Here is a 19,519-nt window from a genome sequence, read left to right as displayed (position 1 = left end):
CTAGTCCGTCACATAATTCCCTAAAAATATAAGAGATTTTTAATTTGCTTCTCTAGTTTTCTTTTATTAATCGCTCGATATAATGATCCCTGTGAAAGTCCTGTACCTTCTACAATTTCTTTTACCGAGTATTCTTTACTGTCATACATCCTCAAGGCTATTTCAATTTTCCCTTGATCCACTTTAGGCCTTCCTAGTTTTTTTCCTCTTCTTTTACTCGCTTCTAACCCTTCTTTAACTCTTTCTACAATTAAATTTCTTTCTAACTCTGCGATGACACACATCATTTGAAACATGGCTTTTCCTGTTGATGTTCTTGTATCCATGTTCTCCTTAATAGAAACGAACTTTACACCAGTATCCTCGAATTGCTGAATAATAGAAAGAATATCAAGTGTTTTTCTCCCTAAGCGTGAAATACTTTCTACTACAACGGTATCACCTTTCCTTATTACATCTAGCAATGAGTTAAGTCCATCTCTATCCTTTGTAGTCCCAGTAAATTTCTCTTGAACCATTTTTTCACAGCCGTACTCAGAAAGTAATATAATTTGTCGGTCTAAATTTTGGTCAACTGTCGAAACTCGAGCATAACCGATTATCATAAAGAAGCCTCCTGCACAATTTAATAATCTAATTGTACAAGAGACATCATTTTTGTAAAAGTATTTGGTAAAACTTTTGGTAATTATTTTTGGTAACCTATAAAATTAGTAAAATCAAGCATCAGTATTTCTCATAAATATTGTTACAAAAAATATGGTTTTTGGTAACAATCTTTTTATTAATACAAAACCAATCAGATATAATTATTTTGATAAACGCTCCATGAGAGTAGCTTTTTCTGCTTCAAAACCAGGTTTGTCAAGTAAAGCAAACATATTCTTCTTGTATGCTTCGACTCCAGGCTGGTCAAATGGGTTAACTCCTAATAGATGGCCACTAATCCCACATGCCTTCTCAAAAAAGTAAACCATCTCACCGTAAGTGTATTCATTCATTTCATCCAGTTCAATCACGAGATTAGGTACTTCTCCATCTATATGGGCCATAAGGGTACCCTGAAATGCACTTTTGTTGACTTCATCCATCGTCTTACCTGCCAGGAAGTTTAATCCATCAATATTTTCTGGATCCTCCTGAATAGTCACTTCAATTCGAGGTTTCTTAATCTGTAAAACCGTTTCTAAAAGGTTTCGTCGACCTTCTTGTACATATTGCCCCATGGAATGCAAATCCGTTGAAAAATCAACGGAAGCAGGGAATAGCCCCTTTTGATCTTTTCCTTCACTTTCCCCAAACAGCTGCTTCCACCATTCCGATACGTAGTGAAGGGAGGGCTCATAGTTAACAAGCACTTCAATTGCTTTTCCCTTATTGTAGAGTACATTTCGGACCGCAGCATACTGATAGCTCTCATTTGTCAATAAATCAGGATTGTTGTATTTACGGGCTGCTGCTGCTGCCCCTTCCATCATATGATCAATATCAAGTCCTGCTACGGCAATTGGTAAGAGACCAACTGCTGTTAGCACAGAATACCTTCCACCAACATCATCCGGAATAACGAACGTTTCATATCCTTCTTCGTCCGCAAGCTTTTTTAATGCGCCTTTTTTCTGATCTGTAGTAGCAAAAATACGTTTTCTCGCCTCTTCTTTTCCGTATTTTTTCTCCATATAGTCACGGAAAATACGGAAAGCAAGGGCTGGCTCTGTCGTTGTTCCTGATTTAGAAATGACGTTAACAGAGATATCTTTCCCCTCTAATAGTTCAAATAAATGAGATATATAAGTAGAACTGATATTCTGACCGGCAAAATAAACATGTGTCTTATTGTTCATCTGGTTATGAAAGCTATGGGACAGAGATTCTATAGCCGATCTTGCCCCCAGGTACGAACCACCAATACCAATTACAACCATTGCGTCTGAATGTTTCTTGATTCTTTCAGCAGCTTGTTTAATTCTTTCAAATTCACTCTTATCATAGTTTAGTGGCAAATCGACCCAACCAAGATAATCAGAGCCGGGGCCTGTTTTTTCATGTAGCATTTTATGAGCCACTTTTACAAATTCACTTAGATTATCTACTTCACTCTTTTTCATAAATGCTAATGCATTGGAGTAATCAAACGAAATAGTCATACATTACTTCCCCTTTCAATCAAATTTAGCTTAGCTGCTTCAATCGGAGATCCTTCTCCGTAAAAAAGATCTCTCGGCATAGTAAAACGTTTCATGTTAGTGCATTCTCCTTTTCTACAGTATATAAGGGAAGTTTTTAAAAACACATTTAAACTCCCCCTTTTCAATTTTGAAAAATCCTTAGTGGGACCGTGTAATTATCAATAGCGTACATTAAAAGATAGTTAGTATTAAGAAAACTCAATGGTCCCTCTCTACATCGGCACTTAGTATGTCTTCTGTTTTGATTTCAAGTAATATTTCCAAGAATCTTATCGTTCCTAATACTTTTCGAGTGTCTCCCTCATTTTGAACATTCTCCATTTTCTTTTGTTGGATCAGTTCACTTATTACTTGCTTGAAAGCATTGGTTTTTATAAGCCATTCTCCAACCAGTAGCTTAGTTGAGTCTCTCTCGTGTTCGGTTTTGACAGCAAATAAACTTTCGGTATCTGTCTCTCTTAACGTGATTGAATTAAAATCTTCGCTCATTTGAATCCGAAAATAATTCCTTTCACTATCATAGTATTTTCCGTCCCTTAGAAGAAAATACTCTATCCCTAATACTATTTCATAAAAGGGCTCATTATCTGATGGAGAATGGAGTTCTTTTACTTCGATATTCTTCACCATGTCTAAATAGGTTTCTAAACCATATTGTGTGTTAATGATTTTTGCATCCAATACGTTCATGATGTCACACCTCAATATTGTTTTATTTTTTTGGCTCTGTTAAACTTGTCTGTTGGCTCCAGGTGCTCGCTTTCCGCGGGCGAGCCGGGAGCCTCCTCGGCGCTGTGCGGCTGCGGGGTCTCCCTTGTCCTGTTTTTCCCACAGGACGTTGAATCATCATCCGTGAATAGGCACCGCACGAGAAAATGTGAATGCATTTTCGAGGAGTCTCGCTCCTTCCGCTTCAATCAACATAGTTAGCACTATCAACGACTTAAGTAAATCTACCAATTTTTGGGATATACCAAACTAAAAATCCAATGAATTTCCGGCTCATTTTAACGAAAGACATATACAGCAGATGACTTTATGATTTTTCCACAGCATGTCCGCCAAATTCATTACGAAGGGAAGCTACCACTTTACCTGTAAATGTATCATTGTCTAATGAACGGTAACGCATTAGTAAAGACATAGCGATAACAGGGGTAGCTGTTTGAAGATCCAAAGCGGTTTCAACTGTCCATTTCCCTTCCCCAGAAGAATGCATAATGCCCTTAATTTCATCTAATTTTGCATCTTTAGAAAATGCGCGTTCTGTCAATTCCATGAGCCATGAGCGGATGACAGAACCGTTATTCCACACCCGTGCCACTTTTTCATAGTCAAAATCGAAATCGCTTTTTTCCAGGACTTCGAATCCTTCACCAATGGCGGCCATCATTCCGTATTCTATTCCATTGTGGACCATTTTTAAGAAGTGGCCACTACCAGATTTCCCAGCATATAAATACCCATTATCTACAGCTGTATCTCTAAAAATCGGCTCGACAATGCTCCATGCTTCAGGATCTCCACCAATCATATAACAAGCACCATAGCGAGCACCTTCCATCCCCCCAGAAGTACCGGCATCCATAAAGCTCACTCCAACTTTCTTCAACTGTTCGTAACGACGAATGGATTCCTTATAATGCGAATTACCAGCTTCAATGACGATATCTCCTTCACTTAGAAATGGTGTGATTTCACTAATAACTGAATCAACGACGGAGTGTGGGACCATTATCCAAACAACTCGTGGCTTTTCTAATGATTGAACAAGATCTTGTAAACTGGATGCTCCTTCAACTCCATATTTTTTAATTTCTTCAATAGTATTTGTATTTAGATCAAACGCCATTACACGGTGTTTATTGTCAATTAAGTTTTTTCCTAAGTTCATACCCATTTTCCCTAATCCAATTAATCCTACTTTCACTTGAGTTTCCTCCTTTAAATTACAAAAAATAGCGTGTATTATTATGCTACCCATTTGTTGTTCTTCATGGTCTCCTTATGGAACCATAAGGATTCAACAAATACTTTAAGTTCCTTGGGTAAATCGCGTAACAATTATCTGTCAAATCCAACCTCGGTTTGCTCTCTTCATACCAATAGCCTTCCAGGGAGGTGCGGATTAAACTCCCCCCCTGGTTTCCCACCATTTAAAACCATCCTCCTCCAATAATTGCGAAGCAGCTTGTGGCCCCATCGAACCGGCTTGATATAGGTGGAGTGGAAGGGCATTTTCCTCAAACGCCTCTAAAACGGGCTGTACCCATTTCCAAGATAATTCAACTTCGTCCCAATGAGCAAAGAAGGTAGAGTCCCCACGCAGAGCATCGAATATTAAGAGTTCATAAGCTTCTGGTATGTCTTTTGTACTTGCTGAGAAGTCAACAATTATCGGCTCCAAATTTCCATTTGTTAAATTTTTGCTATTTAATTGCATCGACACACCCTCATTTGGACTTACTTTGATAACTAATAGATTGGGTTCTGCAAATTGATTCTCGTTAGTATACACATTTTTCGTTGGATTCTTGAATTCAATCACAATCCGCGTCGACTTTTCCTTCATTCTTTTTCCTGTCCGGATATAAAATGGCACCCCATCCCAGAATGAACTATCAATCCATAAACGAGCAGCCACAAATGTATCGTTTGTGGAAGAAGCATTCACTCCAGGTTCTTCTAAATATCCGACTACAGGTTTACCCTTTATTTCCCCCGGTCCATATTGACCACGAACAACGTGGATACCTACAGTATCTTTCTGTACAGGCCGAAGAGAGTCCATAACTTTTCTTTTCACTGTACGGATATCGTTCGTGCTCATCTGTTTTGGCTGATGCATGGCCGTCATCATCAACAGCTGCATCATATGATTTTGGACCATATCACGAATAGCCCCTGCTTTTTCATAATAACTAGCTCTCTCTTCTACACCAACCGTTTCACTAGCCGTTATTTGCACATTGGCAATATACCGATTGTTCCATAGTGATTGCAGCACAGGGTTGGCAAATTCTAAAGCTTCAAGGTTTTGAACCATCGGTTTTCCAAGATAATGGTCAATCCTGAAAATTTCGTCTTCTTCAAAAGCTTTGCTTAGTTTTTCATTTAAATCTTGAGCAGATTTTAAATCACGCCCAAATGGTTTTTCGATCATTAATCGTTTCCATCCTTTTGTCGAGCCTAATCCACTCTCCTTGATGTTCAAAGCAATTACATCAAAGAATTCAGGAGCAACAGAAAGATAAAACATTCGATTCTCTTCAATACTCTGGTCTTTTTCATTTTGTTGAACGACTTCAACTAACTTCTTATACCCTTCAGCATTCGTGAAATCTAACTGGCAATAACGAAATGCCTTTACAAACTCTTGTTTTTCGGATTTATCATTTATCAAGTGTCTAGAAAAAGTGTATAGCGAGTCTGTTACATGGTTTTGAAAATCAACATCAGACATTTCGTCTATTCCTACACCAATGATCAAAAAAGAATCTGGTAATTTTTGATTCAAATATAAATTAAACAAGGCAGGGTAGATTTTTCGCTTAGCTAAATCCCCAGTTGCCCCAAATAAGACAAACGTCATAGAATCCACTTTTCATTCCTCCACTTTTTCAAAGCATTTTCAAATAGAAAAATGTCTGATTTTCTTCGTTTTCCCTACAAAACAACAAGGATTTTCGCTATTGCGTTATCCTACTTTTGGATGTAAGTTTCGTTTATTTCTCCCAGCTTGTCCGGTAATAATGATATCTCTTAATTGAGAATGTCCACATTTTGGACAGGTTTCATTATTTATGGTGATGATTAGACATCTTTCACAAACTTTTCGCTGCTTAGTTTTGAACCTTTCCATGCGGATCTCTCCTTTCGTAAAAAGCAACAACATGTATAAATTATTAAATGAAGTTTCACTTCATCTCACCATGCTTGTAGCAGTATTCCCTTAAGGTTTGGTAGTATTCTTTAAGCTCGCTATTACTTGAGCAAAATCAGTATATTACGTATGTTATATTTTTGAAAGTACGCACTTTATTAACATATAGATACATTGGTATAACATAGTGTTAAAAATAATACTATAAACTTGAATCCAATACCAAGAGTGAAAAGCCAAGGACAGCGATTATACAAGATTCGCTGCCCTTGGCTTTTTAGTAACTGATTCTTTTATTAAATGTTGTGTTTAAATGTTGTGTTTTTTCAACCTTTTAAATACGTAGAGATATAAAAAAACACGGACAGCATCTTTATTAAGATAGCTAACCGTGGTTTGTTAGTATATGAACTTTTTTACACTTTTTCGAACCCCTAGGAGAAACACTTTTTTCTACTGAATAGACGATTTGTTTTCTGTTTCTTTTTCCAATACATTCTCAATATAATCTTTACCCCAGTCATACATAGCATCCAGAATAGGCATCAGACTTCTTCCATACTCAGTGAGTGAGTATTCAACTTTTGGTGGAACGACAGGATAGACTTCACGATGAACAATCAAATGGTCTTCAAGTTCGCGCAATTGATTAACAAGCATTCTTTGAGTGATACCCGGCATGAGGGCCTTTAGTTCACCAAAACGTTTGGTTCCTTCTTTTCCTAGATGCCACAATACCAACATTTTCCATTTTCCACCAATAATCGAAAGAGTCAATTCTTTTTCACAATTAAACACTTTTTCCCCAAGATTCGGCATTCATTTCACCTCCAACCCTTATTATGTCCCATAGTATACTTTTTGTTACTATATGATAAAAAAGTGCATACTTTTAATTTAGTAACATACCCAGTATACTGAGTATCATACCGTTAGTAAATAGCTATCAATTGGATACAATAACACTGTGCAAAAGAAAGCTATACGGCACAATATACTATTATATAAGGAGCGAGTAATAAATGAAATTACAATTAGCATTAGATCTTGTAGATATTCCAGGAGCCATTGAATTGGTGAAAGAAGTAGAAAATCATATAGATGTTGTAGAAATCGGCACGCCGGTTGTGATTAATGAAGGCCTTAAAGCAGTAAAGGAAGTGAAAGCTGCCTTCCCTAACTTAACTGTATTAGCTGACCTTAAAATCATGGATGCAGCTGGATATGAAGTTAGCCAAGCATCTGCAGCAGGCGCTGACATCATCACCATTCTTGGTACAGCTGAAGACGAGTCCATTAAAGGTGCTGTAGAAGAAGCAAAAAAACAAGGTAAACAAATCCTTGCTGATATGATCGCAGTTAAAGACATTGAAGGTCGTGCGAAAGAACTGGATGAACTAGGAGTAGATTATATCTGCGTTCACACAGGTTATGACCTTCAAGCTGTAGGAAAAAATTCTTTCGAAGACCTTGCAACCATTAAGAGCGTTGTAAAAAATGCGAAAACTGCTATTGCAGGCGGAATCAAATTAGAAACACTTCCAGATGTGATTAAAGTACAACCAGATCTTGTCATCGTAGGTGGCGGTATCACAAGCAAAGACGATAAAAAAGCAGTTGCAGCTAAAATGCAAGAATTAATTAAACAAGGTTAATTATAACTATGAAAACTACTCAATATTTAGCTGAAGTCGTTCAAGAATTAAGTCGGACAGTCGACTTAATCTCTGACGAAGAAGCAGAGAAGTTGGTTAATAAGATTCTGGAATCCAAAAAAATCTTTGTTGCAGGTGCGGGCAGATCTGGATTTATGGGCAAATCTTTCGTGATGAGAATGATGCACATGGGGATCGATGCTTATGTAGTCGGTGAAACTGTAACAGCAAATTTAGAAAAAGGTGATTTGTTGATCATCGGTTCAGGTTCAGGTGAAACGAAAACCTTGGTTTCAATCGCTGAAAAAGCAAAAAGTTTAGGTGGGACGGTCGCAGCTGTAACGATTTCCCCTGACTCCACGATTGGAAAATTAGCTGATATTATCATTAAATTGCCTGGATCACCGAAAGATCAATCTGAAAGTGAATACAAGACCATACAACCAATGGGGTCACTTTTTGAGCAAACGATGTTATTATTTTATGATGCATTGATCTTGCGTTTTATGGAAAAAAAAGGCTTAGACTCTACTAAAATGTACGGCAAACATGCCAATCTCGAATAGAGTACACTTTAAAAAATATGGAAACATCGTAAAGACCGCATTTATTTCTTTTATGAATTGCGGTCTTTACTGCATATTACAAATAACACAGTCCATACAGGAAAGAAAAAATAGCCTCTGATTCAGTCCCTTCTATGGCCGGATCAGAGATCATTATTGGGTGGGGCACAGCCAAGAATTTAGCCATCACTCACAGTATGAGCCCTATTTGGGTTATCACCAATATTTCACTGGTAGGCCCCATGTCTATATAAGTTTTTTTATGGGAAAATAAAATCCTATTGGCGATGAAAAACGCTTCATAAGTGTAGTAAACAAAACTCTTCGTTTTATAAAACAAAGGAATGAGGTTGAATAAATGGTTCGATTCGGCGTAATCGGTACTAATTGGATTACAGAAAGATTACTTGAAGCAGCAAATGATGTAGAAGATTTTAAACTAACTGCTGTTTATTCTCGCACGATTAGTAGAGCAGAAGAATTTGCAAGTAAATATGGAGTAACAAAAATATTTACAAACCTAAAAGAAATGGCAGTTAGTCAAGAAATTGACGCGGTGTACATTGCTACTCCCAATTCATATCACGCAGAACAAGCTATTTTATTTTTGCAAAATGGCAAACATGTGTTATGTGAAAAGCCACTGGCTGTTAATGCAACCGAAGTAGCGAGGATGATTCAAGCCTCAAAAGATCATAACGCCCTATTAATGGAAGCAATGAAATCAACATTACTTCCAAACTTCAAGGTCATTCAAGATAATTTACATAAAATTGGTCCTATCCGTAGATACTTTGCAAGCTATTGTCAGTATTCATCTCGTTATGATAAATACAAAGAAGGAATTGTCCTTAATGCCTTCAATCCAGAGTTTGCGAACGGTTCATTAATGGACCTTGGTGTCTATTGTTTGTATCCACTTATTACATTATTTGGTGAACCAAAAGAAGTGAAGGCAACTGGCATTATGCTTGATTCGGGTGTGGATGGTGAAGGTAGCGTCATCTTAAAATATGATGATAAAGATGCGATTGTGATGTATTCCAAAATAACGAACTCTTATTTACCAAGCGAAATTCAAGGCGAAAAAGGAAGTATCATGATTGATAAGATTCATACGGCTGAAAAAGTAGAAATTCACTACACTGACGGCACGGTTGAACAATTAACAGTCGACCAATCTCATCCAGCTATGTATTACGAAGTGAAAGAATTTATTGAATTAATCAACCGAGGAAAAACAGAGTCTGATACTAACTCATATAAAAATTCATACACCACGATACAAGTGTTGGATAAAGTGAGAGATGAAATAGGTCTTGTATATCAAAGTGATCATAAGTGAAAAAACACAAAAACCCCTACAGCGACTTGTATTATTCTCTTGAGAAATTACGAATCTGGCCTGTTTGTCGAAGAATAAAAGAAATCGTTTTAGAACTTACCTAAACTATTTTGCATCCATTCTTTTTTATAAGAGCATTATAGCATTTTCTACCCGGCTAACAAATTTTAAAGGACTTTTGCTTATTATGCAAAGGTTCAATGCTCATTTTTTAAGATGTGTTTCTTCTTTAATTTGTGATTTAGTTTAAGTATTCCTTAATAGGAGTAGCAACAATGACACTACCCCTATTAGGATCCTACCAACAACCGCACTTTTCTGACCCCACCCTACCCTACAGAGTAAAAAGGGTTGTAAATGTAAAAAAAATCCATGCTATGACCCTTTTTTACAAGTACCTCGGTCGTACCCCTTAAAGGTGCATTTACACAAGCTTCAGCCGACGAACAAAATTATGCAGTTTGATTTTTATATTTTATGAATGATCATTAATTTTGTAGAAGCCGGCAATCTCGTCGGTTTTTTTACTGAACATTTTGTGTCCGAAGCGCCGCCGATCAGTAGCGCTTCTTGTGTCTACTACGCATTATTTCTTGTTATGTATAATGAAAAATCTATTCAACAAATCGGGCGAAATAGTGGAAGAACTCTTTGTTTTTAAACGACTTTATTGTTATTTATTTTGAGATAAATGGGTACAGGATGAAGAAAGTTAAACAACTATTTTTTAACACCGTTCTACATTTAGAACGGTGTTATCTGTGTTTAAAGTATTAAGATTCAACAACTTGATTGTAAATGAACAGATGTGCAAAATAGCACTTAAAATAAGCGCAAATTACCTCCTAAAGTGACAGCAAGGGCAATGGCTGAAAAGAAACTGTTTAATACTGTTAGTCAATCTCTTACAAATGAACAAAAAGGAAAGCTTGAAGAGATCATTACTTCGCAGCATCCATCCGAATCCAATAAAACGATATTGGGTTGGTTAAAGGAACCGCCGGGTCATCCTTCACCCGAAACATTTCTAAAAGTAATAGAACGACTCGAATACATACGAGGAATGGAATTAGAAACGGTACAAATTAGTCATTTGCATCGCAATCGCCTGTTACAACTATCTCGCTTAGGCTCAAGATATGAGCCATATGCATTCCGTGACTTTCAAGAAAATAAGCGATATTCGATATTAACCGTCTATTTATTACATCTTACTCAAGAGTTAACGGATAAAGCTTTTGAAATTCATGATAGACAAATACTTAGTCTGTTATCAAAAGGCCGTAAGGCTCAAGAGGAAATTCAGAAACAAAACGGTAAAAAGCTGAATGAGAAAGTTATACACTTTACGAACATCGGACAAGCTTTAATCAAAGCAAAAAAGGAAAAATTAGACGTTTTTGAGGTTTTAGAATCCGTTATCGAATGGAATTCTTTTGTCTCTTCGGTCGAAGAAGCTCAGGAGCTTGCACGCCCTGCCGACTATGATTATTTAGACTTACTGCAAAAACGATTTTATTCACTTAGAAAATATACGCCAACGCTATTAAGGGTATTGGAATTTCATTCTACAAAAGCAAATGAACCACTTTTACAAGCTGTTGAGATTATCCGTGGAATGAACGAATCCGGAAAGCGAAAAGTGCCTAATGACTCACCTGTGGATTTTATTTCAAAACGTTGGAAAAAGCATTTATACGAGGATGATGGTACAACAATCAATCGTCATTACTATGAAATGGCTGTTTTAACAGAACTTCGGGAGCATGTTAGGGCAGGAGATGTTTCCATTGTTGGCAGCAGACAATATAGAGACTTTGAAGAATATTTGTTTTCAGAAGATACATGGAATCAAACGAAGGAGAATACAAGATTATCAGTTAGTTTATCATTCGAGGATTATATGACGGAGAGAACCAGCAGCCTAAAGGTTAAAGTGGTTAGCTACCAATTCCAACAAGTTAGACGGGGTTTCTCTTGAAAAAGGAAAGCTGTCAATTGCACGCTTAGAAAAAGATGTTCCAGAAGAAGCAAAAAAATTTAGTGCAAGCCTGTATCAGATGCTACCAAGAATAAAATTAACCGATTTACTGATGGATATTGCTTATATAACAGGATTTCATGAGCAATTTATTCATGCTTCCAATAATCGAAAACCGGATAAAGAAGAAACAATTATTATTATGGCTGCTCTTTTAGGAATGGGAATGAATATTGGTTTAAGCAAAATGGCTGAAGCAACACCCGGACTTACATATAAGCAATTGGCCAATGTATCACAATGGCGCATGTATGAAGATGCAATGAATAAAGCCCAAGCCGTATTAGTAAATTTTCATCACAAATTGCAATTGTCTTCTTATTGGGGAGACGGTACAACATCCTCGTCCGATGGTATGAGAATGCAGATAGGCGTTTCATCGCTACATGCAGATGCAAACCCACATTATGGAACTAGAAAAGGAGCCACCATCTATCGTTTTACAAGTGATCAATTTTCTTCTTATTACACAAAGATTATTCATACTAATTCAATGGATGCGATTCATGTTTTGGATGGTTTGTTACACCATGAGACGGATCTAAATATAGTAGAGCATTATACAGACACGGCTGGTTACACAGACCAAATATTCGGACTGACCCATTTATTAGGATTTAAATTTGCTCCAAGAATACGAGATTTATCAGACTCGAAATTATTTACAATAGATAAGGCAAGTGAGTATCCAAAATTAGAAGTCATTTTACGTGGACAAATAAATACAAAGGTCATTAAAGAGAATTATGAGGATGTTTTGCGATTAGCTCATTCTATAAGGGAAGGAACAGTTTCAGCATCCCTTATTATGGGGAAATTAGGTTCTTATTCAAGACAAAACAGCTTGGCTACAGCCTTACGTGAGATGGGCCGAATAGAAAAAACGATCTTTATTTTGAATTATATTTCGGATGAATCATTAAGAAGAAAAATACAAAAAGGATTGAATAAAGGAGAAGCCATGAATGGACTGGCAAGAGCTATTTTCTTCGGAAAACAAGGCGAGCTTAGGGAACGAACCATACAGCATCAATTGCAAAGGGCCAGTGCCTTAAACATCATTATCAATGCCATCAGTATCTGGAATACTTTACATCTAACAAAGGCAGTTGAATATCAAAAACGGTCAGGTAGTTTTAATGAAGAATTATTGCACCATATGTCACCTCTAGGTTGGGAACATATTAATTTACTTGGAGAATACCATTTTAATTCGGAGAAAATGGTCTCGTTAGATTCTTTAAGACCATTGAAACTTTCTTAACGTTGTTAAAACTGGGGGAATCGTCTTGAAAATGGGCTTAGCGTTGTAAATTCGCATTTTCCTGACGCTACCCCCAAATGAGGATTTATATAAAGAAGTAACGTTCGCTGCATTGTCTTCAATAACAGCTAAAGGAGGCTTTCTCGAGTTAGAATCCCATCTTGGGTCTAAAGAAAGGTCACAGCTTTTTGGATATGAGGTTAAAACTAATGACACTGAGGAGAGCTAATTAGGCTCTCCTTTTTCTGTAATAGGATGCTTTTCTAAAACTGACTCAGCTTATCCCTTAAATGAATAATTACATAGTAAATGGGAAAAATATATTTGTTAAAAATAACTAAGGAGATGATACAAATGGCATTAATACCTTATGATCCATTTAGACAATTAACTAACATTAGGAGAGATTTTGACAGATTATTCAATGATTTCCCTTTTCATTTAGACAATGAAATGAATCAATTGGGGAATATAAGAGTGGATGTTCATGAAACAGATAAAGAGGTAGTAGCAACTTGTGACATTCCAGGCTTACAGAGTAAAGAAGATGTAAACATTGATATTGAAAATAATGTATTGAGAATTAGTGGCTCAATTAACAGAACTAATGAGATTAAAGAAGAGAATATGCATAGGAGAGAAAGATACACAGGTAGCTTTCACAGAGCTATTACACTACCAACTCCTGTTTCTGAGGAAGGTATAAAGGCTTCTTATAAGGATGGTGTACTAGAAGTTATCATGCCTAAACAAACTCAAACAAATAAAAAGAGAATTGATGTGGATTTCCATTAAAAATGAGCAGTTTGCTACCTGTTATGAAAGAGTTTGGCAGGGATTACTTACAGGAAATTGCTGAGGAACAACCTGACCTAGTTGATTTGCTAATTTTAAGCTGCCATTTACCTCAGGCAAAGAAAAAAATTATTTTAAATGAGCTGACTAATAATATTAAAAATTCCTACCAGGGGCTGTCCGAAAAGTCCCTAAAATAAGGCAAGAGGAGAAAAAGGCTCGTTTTTCTCCTCTTGCTTTTCTATTCTGTTGTTTTATTTTTGAAAGTAGCTGGCGGATGCCCGCTACTTTCAATAGGTTGTGGGCCAATGCCACAATCCCAAACTCGGCATGAACCTTATCGAGCCCCCGCAACGAAAACCTGCGGAACGACCGATTGCCCTTAATATGACCAAACGCACTTTCTACTTCGATTTTCCGTCGAGCGTAGATTGCGGTCTTCTCTTCACATTCAAGGGCTGTTTTCGCTTTGGTTTTCATTTCTTCAAAAATCGTATTCCAGTGAATTTGCCGATTTCCCTTGGCTTTTGTGCACTGGGCCTTCAAGGGACAATCTGTACAGTCTTCGCATTCATAGATTTTGAAACTTTGTTCATAACCGTAGCGATTTTTTTTGGTTTGATATTTTTTAAAGAGAACCTTCCTTCCATTTGGGCAAATAAAATAATCGTCTTGTTCCATATAAGTCCAGTTTTTAGCGTTTTTGATATCATTTTTGAATTTACGTGTTTGTTCATGGAGGTAGGAACCATAAGGAATAAGAAAATCAAAACGTAGCTCTTTTTCTTCTCCTACCGCATAAACATAATTTTCTTCGCTTCCGTAACCTGCATCGGCAATGACGGTTTTAGGCATCGGTAATGATGTAGAGGCGAGCTTTTCCATATGTGGAATAAAACAACGTGTGTCAGTTGGGCGTTGATGAATCGAGTAGAATAGGATAAATTGATTTTCTGTCCCCATTTGAACATTGTATCCTGGTTTTAGCTGACCGTTTTTCATAGGATCTTCTTTCATTCGCATAAAGGTGCCATCTTTGTCCGTTTTTGAATAACTGTTTCGTTCGCCAAAGATTTCGTTCTGTTCCTTATATTTGGCAAGTCGCTCGATGAAATCCTGTCGGATTAACTTCACTGACTTCTTTAATGTACTACGTTCTTTTCGCTTTTCTTTACGGATGTGTGTACAAGATTCTATTTCGATTTCCTCTGTTAACGTTTCTACTTTCTCCTCGAGTTTCTCCGCTACACTTTCTAGAGTAGGTATCGTGTGGTCTTCGTTGAGAAGAACTTCTCCTTGGATCATACCAGCTTCCAATTGGGTTAGTTCCTGAATATGTTGAAGGGTTTCTTGAATTTTTTCTTTTAATTTAGCTTCAAATTTCTCGGTTGATTTCTTCCATACAAAAGTATACTTATTGGCATTGGCCTCGATTTTGGTCCCATCCAAAAAGTAGTTTTCCATTGTGATGTAGTTTTCTTCTATTAGTTTTAGAATCATCACTTCAAATAGCTCGTCTATCAAAACATTCAACCGTACTCCTCTAAACTCATTAATGGTACGGAAATCAGGTTGTTGCATCGCAGCTAGCCACATCGCTGGGATGTTTTCTGTAATCAGCTTTTCGATCCCACGGCAAGAATAAATTTTTTGAGAATAGCCAAATAGAATGATTTTAAGCATCATTTTAGGATGATAAGAGCTTCGTCCTCCACCTTTATAATGGGAGAATAGAATTTTGTCCGAAACAGCCTCTACCATTTCATCTATCACACGGGCCACATGATGAGCTGGAATGAAGGATTCTAAATCAAAAATTGCTTGGATTTGACGGTTGTTGTAAGGTTTGAACGTTGGGGATAATTGCCTTTTATTGTTTTTTTTCTCCATCTCATTCCCTTCTAGAACTGGAAGTAATGTCATTTGCGTGTTATAATTTTCAGTAGTAATCATTTGATTGCACAAAAAAATCATCCTTTCTTTTAATGTTGTGTGGTAACTTCATTTTACTAAAAAGGATGTTTTTTTTGTGCATTTTTTTAGAAAAAAGATAAAAAAAGGGGTCCGAAAAATTAGCTTTTACTCACTTTTCGGACAACCCCTTTTCTTTTGTAAGCCCAAACTATAAAAAATAAGCATACCTTAACCGTACGCATCATAAATCACCGTATATCATGATTTTTTTAATCAGATATACGGTGATTTCATTTTATCTGCCACATTCTGCTTGAATCATTTTTGACCAAGGCATATATTGATTTAAAATTTCCGAATGTGGATAGATATCAAGATTCGGAAAATCTGTCAGTAACTTCAAGAGATAACGATAGAAATCCACTCCGTTTGCTTTTGCCATTTCTGCGATACTTAAACAGATGGCGTTGGCTTTTGCACCAACTTCACTGACGGAAAAGAGCCAGTTTTTTCTTTTATGTGTTTAAGTACATAAAAGGAAAAACTGGATTTTTGCAAACACTCCGAAAGGAGCGAAGGCTAGTGCTGTGACTTATAGTATTGTAGAAACAGCCAAAGAAAATGGGCTTAATCCTTATCAATACTTGATGTACATTTTCGAGAAGCTTCCCAATGAGATGCGAGTAATGAGAACGCCATTGATCGGATTTTTAAAGCCTGATTTTCTACTTCTGTCAAAAATGTCTCGTCATATTCAAATTCCTGTACCTCCGATAAATATCTTATATTTTTTGCTGCTTCAATTCCTCGCCTACGCAAGGATTTCGATTTTACCAAATCACAATAATAAATGGTATTCGCTGTAGTTGGTACTGAGCCAGCTAATTGAGTAAGATAGGTTACGCCGCCCACATCCTCCAGTATCCCTTTTTGATTTAGTTGTTCGGAAACAGTGACCACATCAATATCTTTATAGCCACCCTTTATACTCTTTAATTCTGGTTTTAATTCTTCCTCTGGAATAAGTAATGATAAGGTTTTGAATAGTTTGTCATCACCTTTGTTGCTTAACTCTGCTGCTAATTTATTTACATACCAATTAGGTGCTCCTGTCGCAATTAATCATATCGGCACATGTTTCAACAGATTTTTCAAAGCGATAAATAAATACAACTTCAATATATCTTTGTCCATCTTTCGAGTGCGGCTTAATGACTTCTAATTTTTGAAATAGGCCCGAGATTTACTGGTGTTCCATATAATTATAAATTGTTATACACAACTTCCAGTAGCTTGATAATATTGTCTTGACGTTGAAACAGTTCGTCCTGACGTTGAAATAGTTTGTCAAGAGTTTTCGTTATACTTTGAATGGCATTACCTGTGCCATAAAGTTTATTCTTGAACTCTACAAGCCCTTGCTTTATCTTTTCAATTTTATTGTCAATTACATCGGCGTATGCGAGCCATAGTATAAATTCGTACATAAAAGGATTAGATTAGTCATTCCTAGGTCCAGTTTAAAAAATTAGGTATTGCTAGGCCTAGTTTCGTATTGCAAAAAATGTGCTATTGCCGTTTATTATTTTCAGGATAGTATTTAACAACAAGAGTCAAATTGAACAGTTGTTTTTCAGTCTTTTTTCATATCGAGAAACATATACTCAGTAAGAATGACTTTAGAATAGGAGGATCTAAATGACAAACAACAACCTGTTAAGCTTTTATGATCCATATGTTTATCAGACATTAACAACCATTGTTGGTAAAATTGTTACTGTTCAAACCATAAGAGGTAGCGTTCGTGGCTCCTTGAAAAATGTATTGCCAGATCACATTGTTGTCGAATCTAACGGAACTCCCTTTTTTATTCGTACCCAGCAAATTATTTGGGTTTTTCCTGGTTAACAAAAAGGAAGTGGAGGGGAAATAATGTTTAAAAGAATAAATAAATTGGCAATTGAACTTCCTATACCCGCACACGGCGATATGAATGCTGCAGCAGCAGTACAAGAACTCTTGGGTGGCAAGTTTGGGGAGATGTCTACCTTAAATAACTATATGTTTCAGTCTTTTAACTTCAGAAATAAAAAAAAGCTAAAACCATTCTATGAGTTAGTGGCAAGCATTACAGCAGAAGAATTTGGTCATGTAGAACTTGTTTCTAATACGATTAATTTGTTATCGGTAGGTAATACTTTTCCAGGGAATCCGGATATCACTCCACTTCAAAATGGGAAGGATGCGAGAAACACCCACCATTTTATTTCTACAGCTCAAACGGCTATACCAGGTGATTCAATGGGAAGACCTTGGACTGGTGATAATGTTTTTAATAGTGGAAATCTGGTTTTAGATTTAACACATAACTTTTTTCTAGAGATTGGTGCACGTACACATAAAATGAGAGTTTATGAGATGACTGATAACCCAGTTGCTAGAACCATGATTGGGTATTTACTTGTTCGTGGAGGAACACATATCCTCGCCTATGCGAAAGCAATCGAAATTGCTACAGGGGTAGACTTGACGAAAATGCTTCCAGTTCCAAATCTTGATAACTCAAAATTTGATTATGCCAGACCGTTCATAGAAAAAGGCTTAAGCAATGTGCTATTCACATGGAGCGAAACAGAATACAGGGATATCGGAATGATTTGGAAAGGAACAAATCCGGAAAATGGGCAACCACTTGAAGTGAAAATTGGTACTCCTGAAGGCGGACCAATTCCAAACTTAGAGGAGTTACCTGAAGAATTTGCTCCTGGTATTACTAGGGACGATTATGAATTAATCAAAAAACGTCTAATGGAAAATTTATAATAGATTTTTTGTAGGAAAGTTTTTCAACGACCTGGAGGATTTGAAGCAACTATAAGAGGATATTTTTACCAAGAAGCTAGAGAAACAGAAATTAGGTTAGCAAGGAGACTAATTAAAGGAGAACGATTTCATCCAGCGACATACTCATTATGGTTCTTTAAACCAGAAGGTAGTTGCCCTGCACAATGGTATAATCAATGGAATGCTGGGCGCTATAAATCACACTGTTTTTACTCTCCTACAGAATCATCCTGCCCCGATGTTTATCGAACATAATAGGTTAATATATAATCTTTAAATAAATTTACACTTACAAATGAACAAGTTATGTATGGGGGTACCCCTTAATAAAAAAGAAATCCTTAATGCCACAAAAACATTTTATGGAAAACCAAAGCTTTTCTATCATGATGGAGGAATTATTGATATTACCCAAAATATACGGGATGATTATTATGATGTAACGGTCCAAATTACTACGTTTGAAGGAGCACATAATCCACCATATGGATTTGATACAATCACTTTAAGGATTCAAAGTTTCGAAGTGATAAACTATGAACACAAAGATGTATCGAATATCGGAAAGATACCATTGAATACACTAAAAACATCAACCTACTTAACTACACAGCACTTGATTAATGGGGAAAGCAATTTTGGCTTGGAGGTATTGATATTTCCAAGCCCATTTCTTATTTATCAATCTGGCACTCAACTTCTGTTCCATCTAGAAAAGTTACAATCACTTTTTCCTCTTTATACACCGTCATCTTTTCTACTAGTTTTAAGAATAAATTCATATAGAAAAGCAGGGCCTGACCCCCAGTGCGCTAACGCTTTAGTACGATGGGGGTCAGGCCCTTAATTCCCAAAACTATTTTACTTTCTGTATTTCTTTTTCTGTGATGTAATCGTCTACAGGATTGGTAGCTTCATATAGGGGTAGCGTCAGGAAAATGCGGATTTACAACGTTAAGGATATCAAAATATAAAAAGTCTAATTTCTCGGTGTTATAAGTGAAAAATTAGGCTTTAGTTACT

Annotated in this window: 16 protein-coding genes and 4 pseudogenes; 10 read left to right on the top strand and 10 right to left on the bottom strand. The window is 36.6% G+C overall.

Annotation, left to right across the window (positions count from 1 at the left end; translation table 11 throughout):
- Nucleotides 1-20: 20 nt before the first annotated feature.
- The 7 genes from ADJ83_RS17235 to ADJ83_RS17210 form a co-directional block, all read right to left on the bottom strand.
- Nucleotides 21-605 carry a recombinase family protein gene (locus ADJ83_RS17235; protein WP_031538330.1) on the bottom strand — a complete coding sequence of 195 codons (585 nt, stop codon included), beginning with the start codon at nucleotides 603-605 and terminating at the stop codon, nucleotides 21-23.
- Nucleotides 606-809: 204 nt separating this feature from the next.
- Nucleotides 810-2,147, bottom strand: a complete 1,338-nt coding sequence (locus tag ADJ83_RS17230) for a glucose-6-phosphate isomerase (RefSeq protein WP_031538331.1) — start codon at nucleotides 2,145-2,147, stop codon at nucleotides 810-812.
- Between the two features lie 240 nt (nucleotides 2,148-2,387).
- On the bottom strand, nucleotides 2,388-2,879 hold the full coding sequence (locus tag ADJ83_RS17225; protein ID WP_031538332.1) for a hypothetical protein: 492 nt from the start codon (nucleotides 2,877-2,879) through the stop codon (nucleotides 2,388-2,390).
- 346 nt (nucleotides 2,880-3,225) lie between these two features.
- Nucleotides 3,226-4,119: a phosphogluconate dehydrogenase (NAD(+)-dependent, decarboxylating) gene (gnd, locus tag ADJ83_RS17220; RefSeq protein ID WP_031538333.1), complete on the bottom strand. Its 894-nt coding sequence runs from the start codon at nucleotides 4,117-4,119 to the stop codon at nucleotides 3,226-3,228.
- Nucleotides 4,120-4,317: 198 nt separating this feature from the next.
- Nucleotides 4,318-5,790 carry a glucose-6-phosphate dehydrogenase gene (gene zwf, locus ADJ83_RS17215; RefSeq protein WP_031538334.1) on the bottom strand — a complete coding sequence of 491 codons (1,473 nt, stop codon included), beginning with the start codon at nucleotides 5,788-5,790 and terminating at the stop codon, nucleotides 4,318-4,320.
- 96 nt (nucleotides 5,791-5,886) lie between these two features.
- Entirely contained in the window at nucleotides 5,887-6,051 is a 165-nt protein-coding gene (locus tag ADJ83_RS25705) for a hypothetical protein (RefSeq protein ID WP_155986760.1), read from the bottom strand.
- A gap of 474 nt (nucleotides 6,052-6,525) precedes the next feature.
- Entirely contained in the window at nucleotides 6,526-6,891 is a 366-nt protein-coding gene (locus tag ADJ83_RS17210) for a winged helix-turn-helix transcriptional regulator (protein ID WP_031538335.1), read from the bottom strand.
- Between the two features lie 203 nt (nucleotides 6,892-7,094).
- Here ADJ83_RS17210 and hxlA point away from each other — a divergent pair, with 203 nt between their 5' ends.
- The 5 genes and pseudogenes from hxlA (at nucleotide 7,095) to ADJ83_RS17180 (ending at nucleotide 13,738) form a co-directional block, all read left to right on the top strand.
- On the top strand, nucleotides 7,095-7,727 hold the full coding sequence (hxlA, locus tag ADJ83_RS17205; RefSeq protein WP_031538336.1) for a 3-hexulose-6-phosphate synthase: 633 nt from the start codon (nucleotides 7,095-7,097) through the stop codon (nucleotides 7,725-7,727).
- Between the two features lie 8 nt (nucleotides 7,728-7,735).
- Entirely contained in the window at nucleotides 7,736-8,293 is a 558-nt protein-coding gene (gene hxlB / locus ADJ83_RS17200) for a 6-phospho-3-hexuloisomerase (RefSeq protein ID WP_031538337.1), read from the top strand.
- A gap of 358 nt (nucleotides 8,294-8,651) precedes the next feature.
- A complete protein-coding gene (locus ADJ83_RS17195) occupies nucleotides 8,652-9,638 on the top strand; it encodes a Gfo/Idh/MocA family protein (protein ID WP_031538338.1) in 987 nt (328 codons plus the stop codon).
- Nucleotides 9,639-10,494: 856 nt separating this feature from the next.
- Nucleotides 10,495-12,943, top strand: a pseudogene (locus ADJ83_RS17190) (Tn3 family transposase); the annotation flags it as partial.
- Between the two features lie 354 nt (nucleotides 12,944-13,297).
- On the top strand, nucleotides 13,298-13,738 hold the full coding sequence (locus ADJ83_RS17180; RefSeq protein ID WP_031538339.1) for an Hsp20/alpha crystallin family protein: 441 nt from the start codon (nucleotides 13,298-13,300) through the stop codon (nucleotides 13,736-13,738).
- Nucleotides 13,739-13,894: 156 nt separating this feature from the next.
- Here the strand turns inward: ADJ83_RS17180 and ADJ83_RS17175 are convergent, their stop codons facing one another.
- Both ADJ83_RS17175 and ADJ83_RS25020 read right to left on the bottom strand, forming a co-directional pair.
- The gene (locus ADJ83_RS17175; protein WP_051640979.1) at nucleotides 13,895-15,703 is read right to left on the bottom strand and encodes an IS1182 family transposase; all 1,809 of its coding nucleotides are present in this window, start codon (nucleotides 15,701-15,703) and stop codon (nucleotides 13,895-13,897) included.
- 244 nt (nucleotides 15,704-15,947) lie between these two features.
- Nucleotides 15,948-16,166, bottom strand: a pseudogene (locus ADJ83_RS25020) (IS66 family transposase); the annotation flags it as partial.
- 22 nt (nucleotides 16,167-16,188) lie between these two features.
- Between ADJ83_RS25020 and ADJ83_RS25015 the strand changes: the two are divergent.
- Nucleotides 16,189-16,323 (top strand): annotated as a pseudogene (locus ADJ83_RS25015) (transposase domain-containing protein); the annotation flags it as partial.
- Here ADJ83_RS25015 and ADJ83_RS26315 read toward each other — a convergent pair.
- On the bottom strand, nucleotides 16,280-16,612 hold the full coding sequence (locus ADJ83_RS26315; protein WP_031538341.1) for a DnaB-like helicase N-terminal domain-containing protein: 333 nt from the start codon (nucleotides 16,610-16,612) through the stop codon (nucleotides 16,280-16,282). The pseudogene ADJ83_RS25015 and the gene ADJ83_RS26315 sit on opposite strands and share 44 nt — an antisense overlap.
- Before the next feature lie 738 nt (nucleotides 16,613-17,350).
- Between ADJ83_RS26315 and ADJ83_RS17160 the strand changes: the two genes are divergently transcribed.
- The 4 genes and pseudogenes from ADJ83_RS17160 to ADJ83_RS26065 all read left to right on the top strand — a co-directional run bounded on the left by ADJ83_RS17160 (nucleotide 17,351) and on the right by ADJ83_RS26065 (nucleotide 19,343).
- On the top strand, nucleotides 17,351-17,560 hold the full coding sequence (locus ADJ83_RS17160) for a YuzF family protein (RefSeq protein ID WP_031538343.1): 210 nt from the start codon (nucleotides 17,351-17,353) through the stop codon (nucleotides 17,558-17,560).
- Between the two features lie 24 nt (nucleotides 17,561-17,584).
- Nucleotides 17,585-18,475 carry a manganese catalase family protein gene (locus tag ADJ83_RS17155; protein WP_031538344.1) on the top strand — a complete coding sequence of 297 codons (891 nt, stop codon included), beginning with the start codon at nucleotides 17,585-17,587 and terminating at the stop codon, nucleotides 18,473-18,475.
- An 18-nt stretch (nucleotides 18,476-18,493) separates the two neighbouring features.
- Nucleotides 18,494-18,751: pseudogene (locus ADJ83_RS25005) on the top strand (cell wall hydrolase); the annotation flags it as partial.
- Between the two features lie 55 nt (nucleotides 18,752-18,806).
- Nucleotides 18,807-19,343 carry a DUF3888 domain-containing protein gene (locus ADJ83_RS26065; RefSeq protein ID WP_031538345.1) on the top strand — a complete coding sequence of 179 codons (537 nt, stop codon included), beginning with the start codon at nucleotides 18,807-18,809 and terminating at the stop codon, nucleotides 19,341-19,343.
- The last annotated feature ends 176 nt before the right edge of the window (nucleotides 19,344-19,519 follow it).

Source organism: Bacillus sp. 522_BSPC, assembly GCF_001076885.1.
Taxonomy (GTDB): Bacteria; Bacillota; Bacilli; order Bacillales; family Cytobacillaceae; genus Niallia; species Niallia hominis.
This window is presented reverse-complemented; position numbering and strand designations above follow the sequence as displayed.